22 protein-coding genes and 1 pseudogene are annotated in these 23,392 nt (G+C 71.1%); 5 read left to right on the top strand and 18 right to left on the bottom strand.

Annotation, left to right across the window (positions count from 1 at the left end; genetic code table 11):
• Positions 1–254: 254 nt before the first annotated feature.
• From ABD327_RS36310 to ABD327_RS36270, 9 genes and pseudogenes are all read right to left on the bottom strand, one after another.
• Positions 255–1,646 (bottom strand): FAD-binding oxidoreductase, encoded by a 1,392-nt coding sequence (locus tag ABD327_RS36310; protein ID WP_344458024.1) that lies wholly within the window; start codon positions 1,644–1,646, stop codon positions 255–257.
• A gap of 152 nt (positions 1,647–1,798) precedes the next feature.
• Positions 1,799–3,034, bottom strand: a complete 1,236-nt coding sequence (locus ABD327_RS36305) for a lipase family protein (protein WP_344458022.1) — start codon at positions 3,032–3,034, stop codon at positions 1,799–1,801.
• Between the two features lie 111 nt (positions 3,035–3,145).
• Complete coding sequence (gene cydC, locus ABD327_RS36300; protein ID WP_344458020.1) at positions 3,146–4,831, bottom strand: thiol reductant ABC exporter subunit CydC; 1,686 nt, start codon at positions 4,829–4,831, stop codon at positions 3,146–3,148.
• A gap of 101 nt (positions 4,832–4,932) precedes the next feature.
• A pseudogene (cydD, locus tag ABD327_RS36295) lies at positions 4,933–6,522 on the bottom strand (thiol reductant ABC exporter subunit CydD); the annotation flags it as partial.
• Positions 6,519–7,238 (bottom strand): cytochrome d ubiquinol oxidase subunit II, encoded by a 720-nt coding sequence (locus ABD327_RS36290; RefSeq protein ID WP_344458016.1) that lies wholly within the window; start codon positions 7,236–7,238, stop codon positions 6,519–6,521. The pseudogene cydD and the gene ABD327_RS36290, both read right to left, overlap by 4 nt.
• A 10-nt stretch (positions 7,239–7,248) precedes the next feature.
• Positions 7,249–8,421 (bottom strand): cytochrome ubiquinol oxidase subunit I, encoded by a 1,173-nt coding sequence (locus tag ABD327_RS36285; RefSeq protein WP_344458013.1) that lies wholly within the window; start codon positions 8,419–8,421, stop codon positions 7,249–7,251.
• Between the two features lie 90 nt (positions 8,422–8,511).
• Positions 8,512–9,201: a response regulator gene (locus tag ABD327_RS36280; RefSeq protein ID WP_344458011.1), complete on the bottom strand. Its 690-nt coding sequence runs from the start codon at positions 9,199–9,201 to the stop codon at positions 8,512–8,514.
• The gene (locus ABD327_RS36275) at positions 9,198–10,310 is read right to left on the bottom strand and encodes a sensor histidine kinase (protein ID WP_344458009.1); all 1,113 of its coding nucleotides are present in this window, start codon (positions 10,308–10,310) and stop codon (positions 9,198–9,200) included. Before ABD327_RS36275 ends, ABD327_RS36280 begins: the two co-directional genes overlap by 4 nt.
• 71 nt (positions 10,311–10,381) lie before the next feature.
• Positions 10,382–11,014: a TetR/AcrR family transcriptional regulator gene (locus tag ABD327_RS36270; protein WP_344458006.1), complete on the bottom strand. Its 633-nt coding sequence runs from the start codon at positions 11,012–11,014 to the stop codon at positions 10,382–10,384.
• Between the two features lie 60 nt (positions 11,015–11,074).
• On the opposite strand from ABD327_RS36270, the gene ABD327_RS36265 reads away from it, so the two are divergent.
• The 4 genes from ABD327_RS36265 to ABD327_RS36250 are packed head-to-tail and all read left to right on the top strand — an operon-like array spanning position 11,075 to position 13,890.
• Complete coding sequence (locus tag ABD327_RS36265; RefSeq protein WP_344458004.1) at positions 11,075–11,365, top strand: antibiotic biosynthesis monooxygenase; 291 nt, start codon at positions 11,075–11,077, stop codon at positions 11,363–11,365.
• Between the two features lie 53 nt (positions 11,366–11,418).
• Entirely contained in the window at positions 11,419–12,336 is a 918-nt protein-coding gene (locus ABD327_RS36260) for an ABC transporter ATP-binding protein (protein WP_344458002.1), read from the top strand.
• Positions 12,326–13,096, top strand: coding sequence for an ABC transporter permease (locus ABD327_RS36255; RefSeq protein WP_344458000.1), 771 nt, complete (start codon positions 12,326–12,328; stop codon positions 13,094–13,096). Before ABD327_RS36260 ends, ABD327_RS36255 begins: the two co-directional genes overlap by 11 nt.
• Positions 13,093–13,890, top strand: coding sequence for an ABC transporter permease (locus ABD327_RS36250; protein ID WP_344457998.1), 798 nt, complete (start codon positions 13,093–13,095; stop codon positions 13,888–13,890). The genes ABD327_RS36255 and ABD327_RS36250 overlap by 4 nt, the downstream gene beginning before the upstream one ends.
• Positions 13,891–13,947: 57 nt before the next feature.
• Here the strand turns inward: ABD327_RS36250 and ABD327_RS36245 are convergent, their stop codons facing one another.
• From ABD327_RS36245 to ABD327_RS36225, 5 genes are all read right to left on the bottom strand, one after another.
• A complete protein-coding gene (locus tag ABD327_RS36245; protein WP_344457995.1) occupies positions 13,948–14,403 on the bottom strand; it encodes a DUF779 domain-containing protein in 456 nt (151 codons plus the stop codon).
• A complete protein-coding gene (gene adh, locus ABD327_RS36240; protein WP_344457993.1) occupies positions 14,403–15,920 on the bottom strand; it encodes an aldehyde dehydrogenase in 1,518 nt (505 codons plus the stop codon). The genes ABD327_RS36245 and adh overlap by 1 nt, the downstream gene beginning before the upstream one ends.
• A gap of 76 nt (positions 15,921–15,996) precedes the next feature.
• On the bottom strand, positions 15,997–17,238 hold the full coding sequence (locus tag ABD327_RS36235; RefSeq protein ID WP_344457990.1) for a transcriptional regulator: 1,242 nt from the start codon (positions 17,236–17,238) through the stop codon (positions 15,997–15,999).
• 91 nt (positions 17,239–17,329) lie between these two features.
• Positions 17,330–17,998 carry a CAP domain-containing protein gene (locus tag ABD327_RS36230; protein ID WP_344457988.1) on the bottom strand — a complete coding sequence of 223 codons (669 nt, stop codon included), beginning with the start codon at positions 17,996–17,998 and terminating at the stop codon, positions 17,330–17,332.
• Positions 17,999–18,178: 180 nt separating this feature from the next.
• Positions 18,179–18,829, bottom strand: coding sequence for a histidine phosphatase family protein (locus ABD327_RS36225; RefSeq protein ID WP_344457986.1), 651 nt, complete (start codon positions 18,827–18,829; stop codon positions 18,179–18,181).
• A gap of 215 nt (positions 18,830–19,044) precedes the next feature.
• Here ABD327_RS36225 and ABD327_RS36220 point away from each other — a divergent pair, with 215 nt between their 5' ends.
• The gene (locus tag ABD327_RS36220) at positions 19,045–20,274 is read left to right on the top strand and encodes a cytochrome P450 (protein WP_344457984.1); all 1,230 of its coding nucleotides are present in this window, start codon (positions 19,045–19,047) and stop codon (positions 20,272–20,274) included.
• Positions 20,275–20,345: 71 nt separating this feature from the next.
• Here the strand turns inward: ABD327_RS36220 and ABD327_RS36215 are convergent, their stop codons facing one another.
• The 4 genes from ABD327_RS36215 to ABD327_RS36200 all read right to left on the bottom strand — a co-directional run bounded on the left by ABD327_RS36215 (position 20,346) and on the right by ABD327_RS36200 (position 23,336).
• Positions 20,346–21,077: a hypothetical protein gene (locus ABD327_RS36215; RefSeq protein ID WP_344457982.1), complete on the bottom strand. Its 732-nt coding sequence runs from the start codon at positions 21,075–21,077 to the stop codon at positions 20,346–20,348.
• Positions 21,074–21,934, bottom strand: coding sequence for a DUF6879 family protein (locus ABD327_RS36210; protein ID WP_344457980.1), 861 nt, complete (start codon positions 21,932–21,934; stop codon positions 21,074–21,076). Before ABD327_RS36210 ends, ABD327_RS36215 begins: the two co-directional genes overlap by 4 nt.
• A gap of 314 nt (positions 21,935–22,248) precedes the next feature.
• On the bottom strand, positions 22,249–22,725 hold the full coding sequence (locus tag ABD327_RS36205; protein WP_344457978.1) for a hypothetical protein: 477 nt from the start codon (positions 22,723–22,725) through the stop codon (positions 22,249–22,251).
• A gap of 107 nt (positions 22,726–22,832) precedes the next feature.
• Positions 22,833–23,336 carry a hypothetical protein gene (locus ABD327_RS36200; RefSeq protein ID WP_344457976.1) on the bottom strand — a complete coding sequence of 168 codons (504 nt, stop codon included), beginning with the start codon at positions 23,334–23,336 and terminating at the stop codon, positions 22,833–22,835.
• Between the last annotated feature and the right edge of the window lie 56 nt (positions 23,337–23,392).

Below are 23,392 nucleotides of genomic sequence, written 5' to 3'. Positions count from 1 at the left end.
TTCCGCGAAAGGGCACCGCTGATATCGGTGGTTCGCCTGTGCATGAAGTGACGGCCGTTTCCGGACATGTGGCCGTGACGCCGTCCGGATATAGGTGAGTCCCCGACCGATGAACCGGACGGGGACCCGGTGGCGAGGCGGGGTCGGCCCGCGCTGACGGCGAGTGCCGCCGCGATCGCCGCCAGTGCCGGACCTCCGCGAGGTGAGGCGGGACGGCCGGTCTCCTGCGCGATCGAAGAGAAGGCCCGGCCCGGTCAGACCAGGGCGGCCGGGCGGATGTTCTGGTTGACGTGGAAGACGTTGTCCGGGTCGTAGCGGGCCTTGATGCGGGCCAGGCGGTCGTAGTTGTCGCGGTAGGAGGCGCGGATGCGGTCCTGGCCTTCGTTCATGAGGAAGTTGACGTAGGCGCCGCCGGCCGAGGTGGCGTGGAGTTCGGACCAGTAGTCGCGGGCCCACTGGGTGATGCGGGGCGCGTTGGAGGGGTCGGGGTCGATGCCGGCGATGACGCCGGCCCAGCCGCCGTTGCGATAGGCGAAGGCGGTGGCGTCGGACGGGACCCGGGCGGCGGCGCCGTCGATCGGGTAGAGATGCATGGTGGACAGGCCGGTGGGGAGCAGTTCGCCGTACTTGCAGTGGACCTCGATGGAGGCGTCGGAGATCTCCTCGAAGAAGTCGGCCTTCCAGTACCACTGCAGGCCCTCCGGGAGGAGGGCGTCGAACGCGCTCTGCAGGACGTCGAACGGCATGGGGTGCAGCCCGATCATGAGCGGGGATCCGTGGGCGCGGACGGGCGCGAGGACTTCGTCGGCCTTGTCGTGAGGGCCGGTGTAGCACCACATGATGAGGCACACCTTGCGGCCCCACAGCTCCTCGGGGAACGGCGGGGCCGGCGCGACGGCGGCCAGGCCGATCCAGCCGCTCAGGGTCTCGGGCAGGGACGGGAGCAGCTCCCGGTACCAGCGCATGACGTCCGCGGTGTCCTCCAGCGCGTACAGGACGGGCCCGCCGACGATCGTGCCGTGGTCGCCGATGCCGTGGCAGCGGAACGTGAACGAGGTGACGACCCCGAAGTTCCCGCCGCCTCCGCGCAGCGCCCAGAAGAGGTCCTCGTGGGTGTGCTCGTCGGCCGTCACGAAGGAGCCGTCCGCGAGCACCACGTCGGCGGAGAGCAGGTTGTCGACGGTGAGGCCGAACCTCCGGGAGAGGTAGCCGATGCCGCCTCCGAGCGTCAGTCCGGCCACTCCGGTGGTCGACACGAAGCCAGACGGGGTCGCCATCCCGAACTCGACGGTCGCGTGGTCGACGTCCCCCCACACGCATCCGCCAGCCACGCGGACGGTGTGCCTCTCCGGGTCGACCGCGGTGTCGCGCATGAGCGAGAGGTCGATGACCAGCGCGTCGTTCCACACGCCCAGCCCGGCGGCGTTGTGCCCGCCGCCCCGGACGGCGAGTTCGACGTCGTGCTCCCGCCCGAACCGCACGCAGGCGACGACGTCGACGGCGTCCAGACAGCGCGCGATCGCCGAGGGCCGCCGGTCGACCATCGCGTTGTAGACGGCGCGCGCCTGGTCGTAGCCGGTGTCCTCCGGCCGGATCAGCTCGCCGTGCAGGGCGGCGGCCAGTTCGTCGTACGGCGCGGCGGCCATGGCTTCCCCTTCCCGCTGTCCATCCTCTGGGGGATCCCCGGGTGCCCGCCACCTACGCCCTTCAAAACTGCATATATAGGTCTATTTGGGTTAAAAGCGCACAAATGGGGGCGGCCGATCCGGTGGGAGACCGGACCGGCCTGGAAGGCGGATCAGCAGGTGTTCTTCGCGGGCTTGCCCGCGTAACGGTCGGCTAGGAACTTCATGACGTCACCGTTGCGGAAGACCGCTTCCAAGGCGTGTTCGCCGATCCACGCCCGGACGGTGTGCACGGTCGCGCCCTTCGCGCACCAGTCCCGGACCAGCTGGTCGGCCTGCTTGACGGGGACGATCTCGTCGGTGTTCGCGTGGTAGTTGTAGACCGGAGCGGCGGGAGCCGCCGAGCCCATCGTGTTCTTCTTCAGGACGGCCGCGACCGAGGGCACCGACAGCGGGTCGGGAACGGTGCTGTAGTCGGCCAGCTTCTTGAAGGCGAACTTCGTCAGCAGTTCGTCGACGCACTTTCCGCGCGCCTCCTGGATGGCCGCCGCGCCCTTCTCGTTGAGCAGGCCCTTGATCCCGGCTTCGGGGAACTCGGTGTCGAGGCTCGCGGTGGCGGCGGCCTCGAATCCGGAGAACGGCCCGCCGTCCAGGGACCGGGCCACCGCGGCCGGGTCCGCGGGCGTCCCGCCCATGGCCACTCCCTTCAGCTCCACGTCGGGCGCGTAGGACGGCTGCGTCTGCGCCGCCCAACCCGTCGCCTGCGCTCCGCCCGAGTAGCCGTTCAACGTCCACGGATTGTCGGGGCCGATGCCCGCGTCGTGGAAGTCCTTCACCGCGCGGATGCCGTCGAGCACGGCGTGCGCGGCCTGCGGTCCCGCCATGAACACCGACTTCGGTCCTTCGAAGTCGGGCATCGCGACGGCCCAGCCCTTGTCGAGCATCGGGTCGGAGAGCTTGACGGTGAGCCCCGCGATCACGTTGCCGGAGGAGATCCCGTAGGACGGCGCGCACTGGGTGCCGGTCGAGTCCTCGGGCGCCTGGACGGACACGACGGGCCGGGGGCCGGATCCCGTCCAGGCCTTCTTCGGCACCAGCAGGCTCGTCACGGTCAGCTGCGGCTGGAGGTGGGAGTCGTTCGTCCGGTAGGAGATCTGCCAGACGTCGGCCCTGGTGTCCAGATCGTTGAGCTTCGGGGTGATCTTCCGGGTCCTCACGATCTCTCCGGGATCGTAGGAGGCGATGTCGGCGGGCGCGGCGTAGAAGGGGTCCTGGTCGGGTGGGACCGAACCGGCGGGCGGATCGTCGGCGAAGGCCGGCGCCGCGAGCACGCTCAGCGCGAGAGCGGTGGCGACGGGCACCGCCACGGCTCCGCGGGCGACCCGGATGAAAGGGGCGAGGGGGTTCACAGTCACTCCAGGGGGGCGGTAGGTGACGTAGCACCACAACTGTGTCGTTTGCGCCTGGAGCTGGACCAGTGATCGGCGCAACATCTCCCCGTGCCTGTACTGCGGTTTGTGCTATTTCGCAGGGTCGAGCGGGGCGCCGGCGTGCAGGAGTTCGGTGTCCAGGAGATCGCGGTAGGGGCCCGGGACCGAGGCCAGCGCCCTGTGGGGGCCGCGCTGGACGACGCGGCCGCCGTCCATGACCAGAATCTCGTCGGCGTGGCGGAGGGCGGCGAGACGGTGGGTGACCAGGACGAGCGTGCCGCCCCCGGGCGAGGTGAGCAGGTCGCGGGTGAGGGCGTCGGCGGTGGCGGTGTCGAGGCCCTCGGTCGGCTCGTCCAGCAGCAGGACCGCCGGATCGGCCAGGAACGCGCGGGCCAGCAGGAGCCGCCGCCGCTGCCCGCCGGAGAGCGTCTCGGGAGTGACCGGGGTTTCCCAGCCGAGGGGAAGGGCCGCCAGGTCGTCGGCGAACCGCGCCTTGCGGACGGATTCCTCCAGCTCGGCATCGGTCGCGTCCGGACGTGCCAGCAGGAGGTTCGCCCGCACCGTCGCGGCGAAGACGTGCGCGTCCTGGGCGAGTCCGCACACGGCGCGCCGGACGTCGTCGGGCGCGTACGAGGACAGGGGAGAACCGGCCAGCAGGACGGATCCCCGATCGAGCGGGACGGCTCCGGAGATCGCCGCGAGCAGGGTGCTCTTGCCCGCCCCGCTCGGTCCGACGACCGCGACCCGCCGGCCCCGGTCCACCTGGAGGTCGACTTCCGCCAGAACCGTCCGGGCGCCGTAGCGGACGGAGGCGCCGAGCAGGTCGACGCGCAGCGGGCCGGGCGGCAGCGGATCCGAGGACCCGGCCGGTTCCGGCGTTCGCAGCAGGGCCGCGATCCGCCGGACGGCGGGCCACGACGTCACCGCCTGCTGCGCCGCCCCGCCCAGTTCGAGGACCAGGTCGACGGCGACCAGCGAGGTGAGGGCGAGCATCGCCGCCGTCACCGTCCCGGCCTCCCGGGCCGACAGCAGGACGGCCGCCGCGGTCGCGACCTGCACGATGAACCCCACGGCCGTCACCGTGCCCGACACCAGCGCCGCCCGCCGCTCCAGCTTCGCGAGCCGGGACGCCGCCCGCCCGGCCGCCTCCCGCGCACCGTCGGTCGCCCCGTGGACGGCGAGCTCGTCCGCTCCTTCGAGGAGGTCGAGCCCGGCCGCCGCCAGCTCGTCCCGCCGGACGGCCACCGCCGCACCCAGCCGCCGCGCCGCCAGCGCGGCCGCGCAGGGCTGCAGCACACCCGCCACCAGCAGCCCGGCCGCCAGCACCGGCCCGGCACCCGGCCGCACCACCGCCACGAGGACGAGCCCCGCGCCTCCTCCCAGCAGCGCGCCCGAAGCGGGGAGCAGGGCACGGAGCAGCAGATCCTGGACGTGGTCGACGTCCGAAAGCATCCCGTTCAACGCCGACGCGTCGCGGCCGTGTCCCCGTTCCCGGCCCAGGGCGTCGAACAGCCGCACCCGCACCGCGGCCAGGATCCGCAGGGCGGCGTCATGCCCGGCGAGCTGCTCGGCGTACCGGAACACGCCCTTGAAGACCGCGCAGCCCCGCACCGCCACGATCGCCAGGCCGAGCGCGACCAGCGGGGGCTGCTCGGCGGCCCGCGCGATCATCCAGGCCGCGGCGGCGGTCAATCCCAGCCCGCACCACCGGGCCAGGGCTCCCGCGAGCACCGCCCCCAGCAGACGCCATGCGCAACCCGAGAACCTCCCTTTCATCCCCGGCTCCCTTTCGGACACGCGACGGGCAGCCGGATGCCCCGGTCGGCGGCGGACGCCGTGTGCAATCCGAGAACACCTCTTTCATCCAGGCGCCCTTCCAGACGCGAGGCGGACAGACGGACGACCCGGTCGGCGCGGGCCAGCATGGCGGGCCGGTGCGCGACCATCAGCGCGGTGCGGCCTTCGAGCAGGGCGCCGGTCGCGGGCAGCAGCGCGGCCTCGGTGGCCAGGTCGAGGTGGGCGGTCGGCTCGTCGAGCAGGACGAGCGGCGCGTCGCGGAGCCTCGCCCGGGTGAGGGCCAGCCGCTGACGTTGCCCCGCCGACAGTCCGGCGCCACGTTCGCCGAGCACGGTGTCGTACCCGTCGGGCAGCGCGGAGACGAACCCGTCGGCGCCCATCTCGACGGCCGCCGCGCGTAGCTCGTCCCGTCCGGTCGGCGGAAGGCCCAGTTCGAGGTTCGCGGCGATCGTGGCGGCGAACAGGCGGGGATGCTGGGGCACCCAGGCGAGGGCCGCGCGCCAGGACGCCGGATCCAGTTCGCGCAGGTCCACGCCGTCGACGAGGACGCGGCCCTTCGTCGGTGCGAGCAGCCCGAGCACCACCCGCAGCAGCGTGCTCTTTCCCGCGCCGCTCGGACCGGCCAGCGCGACGCGCTCACCTGGACGGACCTCCAGGTTCAGCCCGCTGAACGCCGGACGTGAAGCCCCCGGGTACCGGTACTCCAGGTCCTCGATCACCAGGTGCGGCGCGCCCCCGGACGGCCGTGCTCCACCCGCCCGGAGGACATGCGGGGCGGGCGCGTCCAGGACGTCGAAGACCTGGGACGCGGCCGCGATGCCCTCGCTGCTCGCGTGGAAGCGCATCCCCAGCGCGCGGAGCGGGAGGAACGCCTCGGGAGTGAGCAGCAGGACGAGCAGGCCGGTGGCCAGGACCAGCGACCCGTCCAGCAGGCGGAGCCCCACCGGGACCGCGACCAGCGCCACCGACACCGAGGCCACCAGCTCCAGGACGAGCGACGACAGGAACGCCACCCGCAGCACCGATCCCGTGGCGCGGCGGTGCGCGTCCGCCATGTCCCCGATCACCTTGCTCTGGTGCTTGATCCGGGCATGCGCCCGAAGCGTCGAAAGCCCTGCCAGCACGTCGCGGAAGTGGCCGCCCAGCCGCTCCAGCACCGACCACTGATGCCGCGTGAGGTCGGCCGTGCGCATCCCGACCAGCGCACCGAAGACGGGGATCAGCGGCAGCACCACCAGCACGAGCAGCGCCGAAGGCCAGTCCGCGAACGCCAGCCGCCCCAGCACGAGCACCGGCACGATCGCCGCGAGGAACAACTGCGGCAGGTAGCCGGTGAAGAACGCGTCCAGTGCGTCCAGCCCCCGCGTCACGAGGGCGAGCCGTTCACCCGCGGGACCGGCGGGAGCGGCCAGCAGCGACCCGCGGAGTCCGGTCTTCACCGCGGCCGCCGTGCCCGCCGCGACCCTCTGGCTCGTCCACCCGAGGCCGCCGCGGAGCACGGCGGCCGCGAGCAGCCAGGGCAGCGGCCCGGCGTCCAGACCCGCGATCGCCTGAGCCAGCAGCTCGGCCTGCACGATCAGGAGCACGCCCTGCCCGGCGGCCAGTACGGCCAGGACGGCGAGACTGGAGCGTGCGACCAGGCCGAGCAGCCTGCGCTCGACCGGCTTCACAAGTAACCCGGCCCGGTTACCCGCTCACGGAAGGCCCACCGCGTGAGGAGCTGGCCGCCGATCAGCAGCGGCAGCATGACCACCGCGAACACCGTCACCACCCGCAGCGTCGTGGGCCCGGCGAGTGCCGCTTCGAGGTCGAGCCGCATCCCGGCCGCCGCCGTCAGCGCTCCGAGAACCGCGGTCGTCAGCCAGTACCGGGTGAAACGAACCCTTTCCAGGAGCGACCCCGTCAGCCGCGACCGGCAGAACCCCGCCCCGTGGAGGGCGAGCAGCAGGGCCACCGGCGGCGCGAGCAGCGGGCTTCCCAGCACGGTGCCCAGGATCGTGCCCAGCGCCAGAGCCAGTGTCCAGCTCCCCGCGACGATCAGGACGTCGCAGCCCGCCGCCCAGCGCGGCGAGCCGATCCGGCCCCGCCACCACAGGCCGGCGTCCCGGACGACCCAGCCGACGAGCAGGACGACGAACGCCGTCCGCTGCTCGTACAGCAACTCGTGCTCCAGCCCGGGGAACGCCCCGATGAGGATCCCGGCGAGGGCGACCAGCCACACCTCGTTCGCGAGGAAGAACGGCCCGATCGCCGCGATGACCGTCCGCCGCTCGTTCCCCGACCGGCCCAGCCAGGGCAGCAGCATCCCGACGCCCGCGTCGCCCCCCAGGAGCGACAGGGAGCCGAAGGCGAAGAACGCGAGCAGCGCGATGGCGAGCGCTTCCATGACGGCCACCTCAGAACGTCGGGACGGGGACGGGCATCGCTTCGGGCGCCTTGGCCGCTTCGTCCTCCGGCCCGCGCCGGGCGTGGCGGAACAGCAGCCAGAAGTTGACCGAGGCCAGCACGGCGAAGAGCGAGACGAACGCGACGAAGGAGAACCGCGCCGCGCCGGGGCTGAGCGGGGAGAGCGCGTCCTCGGTGCGCAGCAGGCCCTGGACCGCCCACGGCTGGCGGCTGACCTCGCGGTAGACCCAGCCGGAGATCATCGCCAGGTAGGGCAGGGGCAGCGCCGCCATCGTCGCGGCGAGGAAGACCCGGCCGAAGCGGCGGGGGCGGAAGACGAACTTCACCAGGAACGCGCAGGCCAGCCAGGACATGACGACCCAGGAGACCATCATGAGCCCCTCGGCGGTCTGAGCCAGGGCGGTCAGTCCCTCGGACCGCTCGTTCTCCGGGCGGAACCCGAACTGCACGCCCCCGAACGCCGCGGTGGGGAAGACCGCGAGGACGACGGTGAGCATGCCGGTCCGCAGGGAGCGCCGGAAGAACTCCCTTTCGGCGCTCCCGCGCCACAGGTGGTGGGCGCTGACGGCGGCCATGAACAGTCCCGCCGTCAGGAAGGCGGCGCTGACGACGTGCCCGAAGGCCAGCAGCGCAGTGGGGTTGGCGAGGATTGCCCCGAAGTCGGCAAGGCGGGCATGGCCGTCCTCCATCACGTAGCCGACGGGGTTCCGCATCCACCCGTTGGTGACCAGGATGAAGAACGCCGACGCGTACGCCGTCAGCGCGACCACCCAGATCAGCGCCAGGTGCGCCCAGCGGGAGAACCGGTCCCAGCCGAAGATCCACAGTCCGAGGAAGGTGGACTCGATGAAGAACGCCCCGATGGTCTCCATGGCCAGGGGGACGCCGAAGACCTCTCCCGTCATCTCCAGCAGGCCCGACCAGTTCGTCCCGAACTGGAACTCCATCACCAGCCCGGTGACGATGCCGACCGCATAGTTGATCACGTACAGCTTGCCCCAGAAGCGCACCATCCGGGCATGGCGCTCGCTGCGGCTGAGGGTCGCACGGGTCTGCATCAACGCCACCAGAGTGACCAGACCCAACGTCAAAGCCACGAACAGGAAATGGGTCCCGGCCGTCAGCGCGAACTGCAACCGGGCCGTGAAAACGGGATCGTCCATGACGGCAACCCTCTTCTCCGGAGGGGTCCCCGCGCATCGGGCGGGAGCTGTCACCTGCCCTGGGCCTCCGGGAGGAGACCGGATCCCGCGTTACACCTCGGGCTGTACGCCGCCCGTCCACCCCGGGCGGACGAGGCCGCTCTCGTAGGCCAGGACGACGAGCTGGGCGCGGTCGCGGGCGCCGAGCTTGGCGAGGATTCGCGACACGTGCGTCTTCACGGTGGCGTGGCTGATCACGAGGCGGGCCGCGAGGTCCTCGTTCGACAGGCCCTCGGCGACCAGGGCGAGGATCTCCCGCTCGCGTGCGGTGAGCACGTCCAGCGCGGGGACGGGCGCGGCGGAGGAGAAGCGGGCCTTGGAGGCGAACTCCGCGATGAGCCGCCGGGTGACGCCCGGTGCGAGCAGCGCGTCGCCCCGGGCCACCACCCGGACGGCGTGCACCAGCTCGGCGGGCTCGGTGTCCTTGAGGAGGAAGCCCGCGGCGCCGTCCTTGATCGCCCCGTAGACGTACTCGTCCAGGTCGAACGTGGTGAGGATGAGGACGCGGACGTCCGCCAGTTCCGGTTCGGCGCCGATCCTCCGGGTGGCCTCCAGCCCGTCCATGACCGGCATCCGGATGTCCATCAGGACGACGTCGGGACGCAGCTCCCCGGCCAGGCGCACCGCCTCGGCGCCGTCCCCGGCCTCGGCGACGACCTCGATGCCGTCCTCGCAGTCCAGGATCGACCGGAACGCCGCACGCACCATCCGCTGGTCGTCGACCAGCAGCACCCTGATCATGCGGTTCCCTTCTCCGCGGGCAGCACGGCCCGAACCCGAAACCCCGTGGACCCGGCTTCGGCCGTCACCGTACCGCCGACGGCCGAGGCCCTCTCCCGCATTCCCCGCAGTCCGTTACCGCGCTGGACATGCTCGGGATCAGGCGCCTTCGTACCGTTGTCGGTGACCTCGACGACGAGTTCACCGTTCGTTTGAGCGACCCGTACGGTCACCTCCGACGCTCCGGAATGCCGGACGACGTTCGTCAACGACTCCTGGACGATCCGGTACGCCGTCAACTCGACCGGCGCGGGTAGCGGAACATCGTCCCGAGAGTCCTCCAGCCGGACCGTCAGGCCGGGAACCTGCGCCTGGGAGACGAGGTCGGGCAGCGTGCTGAGCGAAGGCGCGGGCGCGACGGGCGTCTCCTCGTCGTACTGCCGCAGCACGCCCAGCATCCGCCGCAGCTCGGTGAGCGTCTCCTTGCTGGCACGCTTGATGTTCTCCAGCGCCTCGAACGCCTGCCCGCCGTCCCCGCGGTGCAGCGCCGCCCCCGCCTGCACGTTGATGAGCGAGATCTGGTGGGCCAGGATGTCGTGCAGCTCCCGCGCTATCCGCAGCCGCTCCTCGGTGGCCCGCCGCCGCGCCTCTTCCTCCCGCGTCCGCTCGGCATCCTCCGCTCTCGCCAGCGCGGCCCGCCACGTCCGCAGGCTCTCCCCGACGATCACCGCCGCCAGCAGCCCCACCGTGGTGTAGGCGATCTCCCTTCCGTCGGTGGAGAGGCTGGCCTCCCGCACGCGCCCCGCCACCAGGAACGCCGTGACGATGGAGAACGTCGCCACCAGCCCGGCCAGCCCCCCGACCACCACCGTCAGGTTGACCAGCGCGGCCATGAACGTCAGCGCGAGAAAGGTGTCCGGATATCCGGCCGGGTAGTAGAGGACCCCCGCCACCCCCGTGACGACCAGCACCGCCCACGGAAACCGCCGCAGCCAGACCAGCGCGAAGGACGCGATCGCCGTCAGCGCCCAGGCCCCCGCGTCACCGCCCCCCATCACCGCGAGGTTGACGGCCAGCGCCGCGAACACCCCGCCCGCCAACGCCCAGTCCCGAACCCGAAGATCCTTCACGCCGCCACCCTAAGACTCCGGCGTGGGATCGGCTTCCGCGCGGCCGGGACGCGGTGCCCGATCCGGGCCGGCTAATCCGAGCAGAGCTGGGTGAGCAGGGTCTGGCAGACCCACCGTGCCCAGCGCTCGCGCGGCCAGCCCCGCTCCCGCACGAACAGCAGGTACAGCTCGGGGCTGAGCAGGCCGTACAGCACGTCGGCGGCCTCCTCGGCAGGCATCCCGGCCCGGGCCCCGGGTTTGCCGACGAGCGCCTCGGCCGTTCTCCGGTGCACGACGTGGCGCGGGTCGGCGTCGTGGGGCCAGAGGGCGGCGACCTCGGGGTCGCTCGCGATCGCCCCGTCCAGGACCCGGCCGATCGGCGCGACCCGCTCCAGGATGGAGGTCGTGCCGGCGACGTAGGCGCGCAGCATGTCCTGGGCGGTGCCGGCGGCCAGTGTCTCGGTGTACCACGGCCGGTCCATCGTGGCGACCGGCTCGTCGTCGCCTGCGATGGTGACGTCGACCAGTTCCTTCAGCAGGGTGCGCTTGTTGCCGAAGACGAAGTAGATCGTCTGCACCGCGACCCCGGCCTCGGCGGCGATGTCCTGCAGGTTCGTCGCACCGTAGCCGTCCCGTACGAACAGCTCGAGTGCCGCCCGCAGGATGCGCCGGCGCGTCTCCTGCGCCTTCTGCGCCCTTTTGCTCATCCCCTTGACATCGCTCATGGCTAGAGTCTATCTCTAGATTCATTCACTAGAAGTCAACTCTAGAGAGCGAGTCCAACCATGCCGGTCATCACCGTCACCCGATTCCAGGCCGACCCCGCCGACGCGGAGCAGATCCGGGCCCGGCACGCCGCCCTGGTCGCCGCCACCCGGGCCGCGTGCCCCGGACTCACCGAAGCGCGCCTCGGCCGCATCGACGACGAGACGTGGGCGGGCGTCTGGCGCTGGGACTCGGCCGAGAGCCTGAAGGCCGCACGCCAGGCGATACCCGGCAACGCCGAGGCCGTCGCGGCCTTCTCCCTGACCCGCGACGCCGCGGGGGAGGACATCGAGGTCCTGGACGAGCACTGACCCCCCGCCCCGGCCCCGTGCGACAGGGCCGGGGCGCCCCATGAGGAGATGACATGATCGAGATCGAAGCGTTGACGAAGGTGTACGGACCGGGACAGGCCCCCGCCGTCGACGACGTGTCCCTGAACATCCCGGCCGGAACGGTCTTCGGCTTCCTGGGACCCAACGGCGCGGGCAAGACCACCACCATCAAGATGCTGGCCGGCCTGCTCACCCCCACCTCCGGCCGCGCCCGGCTGGGCGGCTTCGACGTGGCCCGCGAGCGTTCGGCCGCGATGGCGCGGTTCGGCGCGGTGCTGGAAGGCTCCCGCAACGTCTACTGGAGTCTGTCGGCCTGGCAGAACCTGATGTACTTCGGCCGGCTCAAGGGACTGCGCAAGCGCCGGACCGCCGAGCGAGCCCGAATCCTGCTGACCGACCTGGGCCTGTGGGAACGGCGCGACGACAAGGTCGGCGGCTTCTCGCGCGGCATGCAGCAGAAGGTCGCGATCGCCGTCGCGCTGATCGCCGACCCGCCGATCGTGCTGCTGGACGAGCCGACGCTCGGTCTCGACGTCGAGGCCACCCGCACCGTCAAGGAGCGGATCACCGAGCTGGCCCGCGAACGGAACACCACCGTCCTGATCACCACCCACCAGCTGGACGTGGCCCAGGAGCTGTGCGACCGGGTGGCCGTCATGCGCCGGGGGCGGCTCGTCGCCGACCTGCCCACCAGGGAGCTGCTCGCGGGCTTCCGCGAACGGGACAGGTACGAGATCCGCGTCGAAGGAGCGGTGCCGCCCGGCTTCGACGGCGTCACCCGCGAGGGCGTCACCACGATCGGCGTGCGGGTGGGCGACCCGGCCGAGGTGTACGACGTCGTCGAGCGCCTGCGCGCGCAAGGGGCCGTCCTGGAGTCGCTGACCCAGGTGCAGCCCGACCTGGAGGACGTGTTCCTCGCACTGGTGAACGAGGACTCCCATGTCGGCTGACGTTCTGCGCGCGGAGATCGGCAAGGGCCTGCGCGTGCAGCTGGCCCATCCGGCCGGACACGTCATCACGCTGCTGATCAGCACCATGATGTACCTCGGCCTGCAGTTCGTCCTGGGCCAGGGCGAGCTGCGGCGGGATCTGCTGCCGCAGACCCTGGTCGCGATCGGGGGCTACTGGTTCCTGCAGTACGCCGGCCTGGTGATGGTGGCCGACCTCATCGAGGAGAAACGAGCCGGCACCTTCGCCCAGGCGCAGATGACCCCGGCGCCGCCGTGGCTGCCGATGCTCGGCCGGCTGATCACGGCCGCGGTGTTCGGGCTGGCGGTGGCGGCCGTCGCCTCCCTCGTCCCGATGCTGGTGGCCGGGATCGCGATCCCGCCGCGCTGGGAGGCGCTGATGCCCGCCGCGCTCCTGGGGGTGAACGTGCTGGCGTTCACGTTCCTGCTGGCGTCCCTCGCCCTGGTCTCTCCGATGATCGGCGCCCTGCAGTCGCTGTTCACCTCGCTGATCCTCCTGCTCAACGGCTCGTTCCTGCCCCTGTCCCTCTATCCGGACTGGCTGGCCGTGGTCGCCAGGATCCTGCCCACCACCCTGGGCGTCGAGGCGCTCACCCAGACGCTGTTCGAGGAACGGACCCTGGCCGAGATCTGGCGCGGAGGCACCCTGCCCTGGCTGCTGCTCCACACCCTCGCGCTCACCGTCGTCAGCGGCCTGCTCTTCGTCCGCAACCACCGCCGAGCGCTGCAGGAGCCGTCATGACCTTCGCCCGCGGCTTCGCCGCAGAGGTCCGCAAGGGCCTGCTCCACCTCGCCGCCGGATGGCGCGAGAGCCTCATCCAGATGATCACTTTCCCGCTGTTCTACCTGCTCATCGTGCTGTTCATGGGCCGCGGCCAGTTGCGCGCGGAACTGCTGGCGCCCGTGCTGCTCGGCATGGTCGCGCTGACCTTCATCCACGAGCAGGTCAACCGGGTGTTCTGGAGCTATCTGGGCGACATCCAGTCCGGCGTGCTGGAACAGACCTACCTGACCCCGCTGCCCTCGGCCGCGAGCGTCCTCGGCCGTCAGACGGCCGCCGTGATCTCGGCGCTTCCCACCGCGCTGGCCGTGCTGGCCACCGGCGCCGTCGCCATCACCGCCCAGGGCGGGCGGGTGCCCTTCGACGCGCAGGCGCTCGTGCCGCTGGCCGCCATCGCGCTGGGCACCTGCGGGCTGGCGCTCATCCTGTGCGGGCTGACCCTGGTGTTCAAACGCATCGAGATCATCACCCAGCTGTCCGTGGCCGTCTACGCCGTCGCGGGCGGCACGCTGGTCCCCCTGGCCGCGATGCCGGACCCGGTCGCCTTCCTCAGCCGGCTGCTGGTGCCCATCGCCCCCGGAATCGAGGCGATGCGGGACATCCTGCTCGGCGGCCACTCCCTGACCGCCCTCCCCACCGGCTGGGGCCTGGCGTGGCTGCTGGCCCAGCCCCTGCTCCTCACCACCGCCGGCGCGATCCTGTTCCACCGGCTCGAACACCTCGCCCGCCGCCGGGGCACCCTCGGCCGCTACTGACCGGGAACCCGAAGGAAGAGGACCTGCTCCTGCCCGCCGCCACGGCTCCGGCCGCCGTCACGGCCGGAGCCGCTCCGTCCCCGACGGCAGCGGAGGCTCCGCCTCCAGGTCGGCCAGCTCCTCCTCGGTGAACAGCCGGGAGCGGATCAGGAAGCGCACCCCTTCGGGCGCCTCCACCGAGAACCCGCTACCGCGCCCCGGCACGACGTCCACCGTCAGATGCGTGTGGCTCCAGTACGCGTACTGCGACGCGCTGATCCAGAAAGGCGTGTCCCCGCCGACCCGGCCCAGGAGGACGTCACCGGAGCCCACCCGGAACTCGCCCCGCGGATAGCACATCGGCGAACTCCCGTCACAGCACCCGCCGGACTGGTGGAACATCAGCGGTCCGTGGATCCCCGCCAGCCGTTCCAGCAGTCGCGCCGCCTCCGGCGTCAAGGCGATCCTCTCGACACGGGGGACGGGGCCCGGGCGCACGGCCCCGGCCCCGTCCGTCGGTTCCGGAACCGCCATCAGAAGAAGCCCAGCCGCTTCGGCGAATACGACACCAGCAGGTTCTTCGTCTGCTGGTAGTGGTCGAGCATGGCCTTGTGGTTCTCGCGGCCGATGCCCGACTGCTTGTAGCCGCCGAAGGCCGCGTGCGCCGGGTAGGCGTGGTAGCAGTTCGTCCACACCCGTCCGGCCTTGATGGCGCGGCCGAACCGGTAGGCGGTGTTCCCGTCGCGCGTCCAGACGCCGGCGCCGAGCCCGTACAGCGTGTCGTTGGCGATCCGGAGCGCCTCCTCGGGCGAGTCGAACGTCGTCACCGACACCACCGGGCCGAAGATCTCCTCCTGGAAGATCCGCATGTCGTTGGTTCCCTTGAAGACCGTCGGCTCCACGTAGTAGCCGCCTTCCAGGCCCTCGACGGTCCGCGGCCCACCACCGGTGAGGACCTCCGCGCCCTCCTTACGGCCGATGTCGAAGTACGCCAGGATCTTCTCGTACTGGTCGTTGCTCGCCTGCGCGCCGATCATCGTCGCCGGGTCGAGCGGGTTCCCCGCGACGATCGCCCGGGTGCGCTCCAGCGCCCGCGCCATGAACTCGTCGTAGATCGACGACGCGACGAGCGCGCGGGACGGGCAGGTGCACACCTCGCCCTGGTTGAGGGCGAACATCACGAAGCCCTCGACCGCCTTGTCGAGGAAGTCGTCGTCGGCGGCCGTCACGTCCGGCAGGAAGATGTTCGGGCTCTTGCCGCCGAGCTCCAGCGTCACCGGAATGATGTTCTCGGACGCGTACTGCATGATCAGCCGCCCGGTCGTGGTCTCCCCGGTGAAGGCGATCTTGGCGATGCGCGGGCTCGACGCCAGCGGCTTGCCCGCCTCGACCCCGAAGCCGTTGACGACGTTGAGGACGCCCGGAGGCAGGAGGTCGGCGATCAGCTCCATCAGCAGCAGGATGCTCGCCGGGGTCTGCTCGGCGGGCTTCAGCACCACCGCGTTGCCCGCGGCCAGGGCGGGCGCGAGCTTCCACACCGCCATCAGGATCGGGAAGTTCCACGGGATGATCTGGCCGACGACGCCGAGCGGCTCGTGGAAGTGGTAGGCGACGGTGTCGTCGTCGAGTTCGCTGATCCCGCCCTCCCGCGCGCGGACCGCGCCCGCGAAGTAGCGGAAGTGGTCCACGGCCAGCGGCAGGTCCGCCGCGAGCGTCTCGCGGACCGGTTTGCCGTTCTCCCACGACTCCGCGACGGCCAGACGTTCGAGGTTCTCCTCGATCCTGTCGGCGATCCGGTTGAGCACGTTCGCGCGCTCCGCCGCGGACGTGCGGCCCCACGGCTCGGCGGCGGCGTGCGCGGCGTCCAGGGCGAGGTCGATGTCCGCGGCCGTCGAACGCGCCACGCTCGTGAAGACCTTCCCGTCGACGGGGGAGGGGTTGTCGAAGTACCGGCCTTCTACCGGCGGCACCCACTTGCCTCCGATGAAGTTGTCGTAGCGCGCCGCGTACTCGACGACGCTGCCCTCGGTTCCCGGCTTCGCATAGGTCATGTGACGGCACCTTCCGCTCGCGGTGTGACGTGGCCCATGATGTGCCGCCGAGGTTGGCGAAAGGTTGGCGTGCCGGTCAGCCTTCGAGAACGGCCCGGTTGATCCGGGCGAGTGCGAGGCCGCGCCGGGAATCCTCGCAGAGAAGGGCGAGCGCGCGTTCATGCACTTCCATGTCCTCGGGATGCAGCTCGCCGTAGCGCAGCGCGTGCTCCGGATCGGCGGAACCCAGGACGGCCTCACGCAGCGCGACTTCGATGTGGTCACGCCACACCGTTATCCCCGGAGCCTCGGATCCGGGGAGCAGAGGCCCGCCGTACGAGCGGAGCGCCTCACCCGTCCGGCCCGCCCGGAGCGCCGCGAGAACGTCGGACGCGTCGCAGCCGACCGGCTCCGTCAGCTCATATCGCCGGACGGACAGCGCACCCCGCAGCGCCCTTCGCAGATGGGAGACCTCCGCCTTCAGCGTCGCGGACGCCACCCGCCGGTCCCCGTACAGCGCCGTGTACAGGAACTCCGGAGCCAGCGCGCGTCCTTCGAGGACGAGCAACGTGAGGATCTCGAACTGCCGGGGCCGCAGCCGCACCGGAACCCCGCCCAGGGCCAGACCGCCACCGCCCAGGCAGCTCAGCCGCCACCCGCCGTGCCCCGCGACCAGCCCGTCGTCCGGCCCGGCGCGGTGCCGTTCGGCCAGACGCGCCTCGACGGACCCGGCGAGCGTGCGCAGGGCGGGCATCGCCAGCGGATGCGAACGCTCCCAGGTGCTCGACAGGTCCAGCACCCCGAGCACCGATCCGTCGGGCCCGTGCAGCGGCGTGCAATAGCAGACCCACCCGTGCAGTGCGTGCACGAGATGTTCGGCCGAGAACACCGTCGAGGCGGTGTCGTTGCGCAGCGCCAGCGACAGCGCGTTGGTGCCCATCGCCTCCTCGCTCCACCGCCCGCCCGGCGCGAAGTTGACGGCCCCGGCCCGGCGCCGCATCCCCTGCTCCCCGCACGTCCACAGGATCGTGCCCGACTCGTCGGTGACCGCCGCCACGAACCCCGCGTCATCGGTGATGGTCCGCAACTCGTCCGCCACCGCCAGCACAGGCTCCCGCAGCGGCGAATCCCGCCATCGCCGCCCTCCGTCGCCGTCCACGCTGGGCGCGCTGTCCTGCCCCGGATCCACCGTCCCCAGCGACCGTCGCCACGACTCGGCCACATCGGTACGAAGCTCCTGCGCGCTCCCGCCCGCCCGCACGGCTCCGTCCTGCACATACCGTGCCCAGGCCGCCTGCAACTCCGCACGCCGCCTGCGCAGGCTCTCCCGTGAAGGCATGACATCTCCGACCTGGCCCGTGCTCCGGATCGTACGAAACCCGGGCCGGGTCCGCCATCCCCCACCCGGATTCAGTGCGGAGCGCAGGCCGTCATCGGACGCAGTTGCCGAAGACCTGGACGAAGGTCATGGCCGGGGTGGTCGAACCGGCGGCCCTGTCGGCGCTTCCCGGGGCCACGGCGACTCCCGTCTCCTTGAACACCCGGTTGAGGATGGTGGCTCTGTGTCCGGAGCTGTTCATCCACCAGGTCACGGCGGCCCGGGGGGTCACCTTGGCGTTCCCCCATCCCGTGTAGGTGTTCTCGCCGTAGTTGAAGCTCCTGCAACCGGTGAGATAACCGGTGTCGCGCACACGGTCTCCGGTGTTCTTTCGGGTCTGCGGATTGACGTGGGGGTCGCGGCCGGGGCCCCACCATTTCAGGGTGACCGCGGCTTGGACGTGGCCTTGCGCGGCGTTGTAGAGCCTCTGGTTGAAGGTCAATGCCTTGAGGTTCCGCGTTGTCCGTTCGTGGTTGACGAGGCAGAAGACCGCGTTTCTGATGCTGGACAGCTGAATATTGTAGGCGGCGGTTCCCGCCGCAGTGTTGGGGAAGGCCGACCTGGGTCGGTGGACCAGGCCGCTGTTCGCGCAGCTCTGCGCCGCGGAAGCGGTGGTCGTGCTCGGTGCGGACCGGGCCGAGGCCTCGGTGGCGACCAGGCCCGAGAGGACGACGCCGGTCGTGGCGATGGCCGTTTTTCCAAGACGTCGAGAATGACGCATGCCAACTCTCCGTTCCAGAGAAAGCCTCACGCCGGTCTTTATAGCCGTGCCAAAACGGATAAAACGCCAATTCGAAACGATTAGGTGGAAAGCGATTTCTTGGTGTTTTTAGAAGAAATCTATGCCTGATGGCACGATTTTCCAGACGGAGGCGGGGTCTGAAAGGGGCAAGGCGGACGGTCAGCGGTAGGTGAGGAGCTCCCGCCGGTCTCCGGCGAAGTGGGCGTGGTCGTTGAAGGCGAGCAGGCTGGTGCCCGAGCGGCCCACCGTGATGGTGGTGATGGCGGCGTTGACGACGACCTTGTGCAGCGCGATGGTCCCCGCCGGGGGCGTGGACAGGAAGGCGCCGCACACGGCGGACAGGACGCCGCCCGAGGTGACCACCACGGCGTCCCTGCCCGGGCCGAGTTCCGCGATCACCTCTTCCAGCGCCGTCAGGGCGCCCGTCCGGAAGCGCTCCCAGCCGTCGTGGTCGACGTCGGTGATCCAGGCTTCCAGCGCGTGGTCCAGCAGTTGCTGGAATCCCTGCCTGTCCTCGGAGGACTCGTCCGGTTCGCGGCCGTAGCGGCGGAGCAGTTCGATGTGGTCGTACTCGTCCCACCGGGCGTCGACGCGCGGCCGCCCGTCCAGGCCCGCGGCCTTCATCAGGAACTCGGCGGTGTCCCGCTGGCGGTTGAGCGTTCCGCACACGACCAGCGGGTCGCGGAGGCCGCGCCGGGCCAGTTCCGCCCCGGTGGCCTCGGCCTGCCTGCGTCCCAGGTCCGACAGGACGTCATAGGTCTCCGCCCCGAACGACGCCTGCCCGTGGCGGACCAGATGAACGACCGGCATCCCTGCCCCTTTCCCGACCTCGGGCACTTCCCGCCCGCACCGTAGCGGGTGGCTTCGGCGGCCCTGCCCGCGGGTCGGGGAAGAGGGGGTCCGGAGTGGGCGAGATGGTAGTCGATACTGCAGACTAGACTCAAGTCTCAAAAGCCCTGGAACTCTGGCGGAATGCGTTCTAGCGTGGGTTCCGGAGCCGGATTTCCCACCCCCGAGGAGGGCCCATGACCGTCGCCTCAGTACCCGAAGGTTTCGACATCACCGACCCCGACCTGCTGGCCGAGCGGGTCCCGCTGGCCGAGTTCGCGGCCATGCGGCGTACGGAGGGGTTGTGGTGGAATCCGCAGCCGCGCAGTGAGTCCGGGTTCGACGACGACGGCTGCTGGGTGGTCAGCCGGCACGAGGACGTCAAAGCGGTCTCGCGGGACTCCGAGCTGTTCTCCAACCAGCGCAACACGGCTCTCGTCCGCTACAACTCCTCGATCGACCAGAGCTCGATCGAGATGCTCAAGCACACGCTGCTGGTCAACCTCGACCCGCCGGAGCACTCCCAGCTGCGCACGATCGTCTCGCGCGGCTTCACCCCGCGGGTGGTCAACGGGCTGAAGGACGCGCTGCGGGACCGTGCCGAGCGGATCGTCGCCGAGGCCCGCCGGAACGGGACGGGGGACTTCGTCACCGAGGTCGCCGCCGAACTGCCCCTCCAGGCGATCGCCGAACTGCTCGGAGTGCCGCAGGAGGACCGCCTGAAGCTGTTCCACTGGTCCAACCAGATGCTCGCCTACGACGACCCGGAGTACAACGCGGACATGGCGGGCGCCGCCGCCGAGATCCTCGGCTACTCCGCCGCCATGGCCGAGGAGCGCCGGGGCTGCCCCGCGCACGACATCGTCGGCAAGCTGGTGCACGCCGACATCAACGGGCGCGGCCTCACCGACGACGAATTCGGCTTCTTCGTCATCATCCTGGCGGTCGCCGGCAACGAGACGACCCGCAACGCCGTCACCCACGGCATGCTCGGCTTCATGAACGACCCCGAGCAGTGGGAGCTGTACAAGTCCGAACGCCCGGAGACCACCGCCGACGAGGTCGTCCGCTGGTCCACCCCCGTCGTCGCCTTCCAGCGGACCGCGACCCGCGACGTCCGCCTGGGCGGCACCGACGTCAAGGAAGGCGACCGTCTCGCCCTCTGCTACAGCTCCGCGAACTTCGACGAGACGGTCTTCACCGACCCGCACCGCTTCGACATCACCCGCTCGCCCAACCCCCACCTGGGCTTCGGCGGCACAGGCGCCCACTACTGCATCGGCGCCAACCTCGCCAGGCTCGAGATCGACCTCATGTTCAACGCCATCGCCGACGCGATGCCCGGCATCCACCAGGCCGGCCCCCCGCGCCGCCTCCGCTCGGGCTGGATCAACGGCATCAAGGAACTCCCCGTCCACTACGCCTGATCCCGCAGACCCGGCAGCCCCCGGATCCGGGTACCCGCCGTGGACGCCCGAGGAAGGCGGATCGCGCAGTGTCACATCAAGCGTGGTTCGTTCTTCCTCGCCTCCGCCGTGCGGGACCAGAGGTGCAGCAGGCCGACGCAGACGGCGAAGGCCGTCCATGCGGCCGCGAGGGCCCAGGGGCGCCCCTGGGCCTGGAGCAGGTGGTAGCCGGTGAAGAAGGCGACCAGGCTGATGCTGTTGCGGGTGAAATTGCGGGAGAAGGCGGTGAGGTGGTCGCGGGTCTCGATGACGACGAGCACGCCGGAGTAGGGGAAGGTGACGATCAGGCCCTTGAGCAGGTTGCCGAAGGCGACCATGAGCAAGGAGGCGCCGAACACGGTGGCGAGCTTGACCGGTGCTCCGGGCCGGGGCGACGGCGCCGCCTTGACGTCCTGCCCCGCAGGAGGGGCGAGCAGGGTGGCCGCCCCCCACAGGGCCGTGACGGCGATGAGAACGGGCCAGAACGGGATCGTCTCGAAAGCGGCGATGACCAGGCTCAGCCCGATGTAGGCGGCGATCCCGGCGGCGTCCGCCAGCAGGATGTGGCGGCCCAGCCGGTTGTGCGTCAGGTCGACGACCGAGATGAAGAGCGCGATCGCGACGACGCCGAGGAGCTGCCCTCCGCCGACGCGCACGGAAGCGGTGACGAGGAGGAGGCTGATGGGGAGCGGAAGGCTGTAGACCAGGGAGCGCCAGCGGATGGAACGAATCGAGCTGACGGCCCAGACGAGCAGGGCGACCAGAAGGGCGGTGAAGAAGGTCATGCCGTGCGCGGACCGTACACGGCGGCCATCGACCAGCAGCGCTCGAAGGCCGCGGCCAGGGCGTCGACCGCGGCCGGGTCCACGATGAAGACATTGCCGACGATCTCGGCCTGGGCGTTCATCTCCGCCTGCCATGCCCGGGTCCGGTCGAAGACGGCGTAATTGCTGTGCTCGGCCGACGTGAGGGCTCTGCGGTGGACGGTGGCCACCACGACCCCTTCCTCGTGCTGCTGCCTGAGCAGATTCTCCAGGGACGGTGTCAACCGGTCGTAGATGAACAGCCTTCTGATCCGCACACCGCGGTTCACGGCCTCCCGGTTGGCCGACCGGTAGCCGCGTGCGAGGTCGTCCTGCCACCAGCTGGGCCTGGAGACGATGTTGGTGACCGCGTCGACGGTGCTGTGGCAGTTCCGCATCGAGGAGACGAGGTGTTCGTAGTCGTGCTGCGGACGGACGAGACGCCCGTCGGCCATCTTCTCCAGCTTCTCCGTGACCTCACGCAGCAGCCGCCGGGCCTCGGCCTCCACCGGCGTCTCCGGATACCGCTCCGAGATCCGTGCGGTGGCCTCCGCCGCCCGTCTCGTCATCTCGGGGAACCAGTCGGCGGTCTCCAGCATGTGCCGCAGCTGGAAGCGGCGTTCAGCCCGGGCGATGACGTCGAGGACCAGGCACAGGGTCGCGGCCGACAGCGCGGCGAGGAACGACTCCACCCCGTCCGCGGCGCCCGAGACGTCCAATGCGATGCCCAGCCCGATGGAGAAGACCACTCCGACCAGGGCGATGGGATCGTTGAAACGCGGCAGCCGGGTGCTGAGCTCACGCGACGGCCGTCCGGAACCCCGCTGCCGGGAACTCATCGCACCGACCGGTCGCGCGAGTCGCGAAGAGGGCGGTTTCTGAACGCTGAGAGCAAGGGGGGCTCCTGGATGCTCGGCGCTGCCGTCACCGCTATCGACGCGACCCGCCGACGCCCGGTTCCCTCGCTGAGGAAAGAGATCGGGGCCCGTTCGACCGCGCCCTCCGGGAAGGCCCGTACGGAAGCTCCCGGCCGCCGCGGCCGACATCGGCGATCCAGGCTTTCAGCGTGTGGTCCGGCACTTGCCGGAAACCCCTGTCCGGCATCCGCCGGGCCCGGCGCAAGGGAGGGGATGGAAGCCGGACTGTTCCGGGGTCAGATACCGGGGCCGGTGAGGACGAGCTGGGCGGGGCTGGTCTGGATGGTGTTCGGGCAGAGGAAACTGCCGGCGACCTTGTTGATGGTCTGGGCGGGGAAGGAGATCGTGACAGGGGCGGGTGCGGCGGTGTTGGTTCCGGTGAGGGTGCCGCCGTAGGTGCAGGACCCTCCGGGTATCGGGACGCTCACCCGGACGCCGAGAGCGGCGGCGCCGCCGCCGTCGGTGATGCTGCCGGCCCAGGGCAGGCTCTGGGGGACGGGCTGAGGGGTGCAGCTGATGAAGGAGACCGCGGCGACGGTGAGAGCGCCGGCCGGGGTGACGGAGCCGTTCAGAACGACGTTGGCGCAGCTCCCGACCGGTCCCGTGGAGGCCGAGACGGCGCCGCCCGTCCAGGCCAGGGCGGGGGAGGCCGTCAGCGCGACGGCGGCTGCGGACGCCGCGGCGACCGCGGCGAGTCTGGGGGTGCGGGACATGGGAGCTCCTCTTCCGATGCGGCCGTTCCCGGTGACGGATCGGCGATCCCGGCGGGAGGGGGCCCGCCGGGATCCAGGGGACGGACTCGGCTGGATTCCGGCGGGGGTTATATGCCGGCGCCCACGAACTTGTAGGTGACGCTGACGGTGGCGCTGCCCGGGCAGAGGAAGCTGCCGGAGATCTTGCTGACGGTCTGGTTGGCGAAGGTGGCCGTGGTCGAGGCGTTGGGCGTGGTCCCGGTCTTGGCGGTGTTGGTGCCGTTCAGGGTGCCGCCGTAGACGCAGCCGAGGGCGCTCACCCGGAAGTTGGTGATGGTGGCGGGGCCGCCGCCGTTGGTGAGGTTGCCGCCCCAGGGCAGGTTCGTGGGCGTGACGCCGATGCCGCCGGTGCAGCCGCCGATGGTGGCGGCCGTGACGGTCAGCGCGCCGCCGGCGGCGACGGAGCCGGTCAGGGTCGAGGTGCTGCAGGTGACGCCGCCCGGGGCGACCAGGGGGGTGGTGAGGGAGGCCGAGACGGCGCCGCCCGTCCAGGCCATGGCGGGGACGGCCGTCATCACGACGGCGGCGGCGGAGGCCGCGGCGACGGTGGCGATCTTGGCGGTACGAGACATGGGGGTCTCCTCTTTCCGGGGCGCGTGGAAGCGCCTGGGGGTGGGGCCGGCCGGTG

Source organism: Actinocorallia aurantiaca (genome assembly GCF_039533685.1).
In the GTDB taxonomy this organism is placed as follows: domain Bacteria; phylum Actinomycetota; class Actinomycetes; order Streptosporangiales; family Streptosporangiaceae; genus Actinocorallia; species Actinocorallia aurantiaca.
The sequence above is the reverse complement of the archived record's forward strand: the minus strand, read 5'-3'. Positions and strand labels throughout refer to the sequence as shown.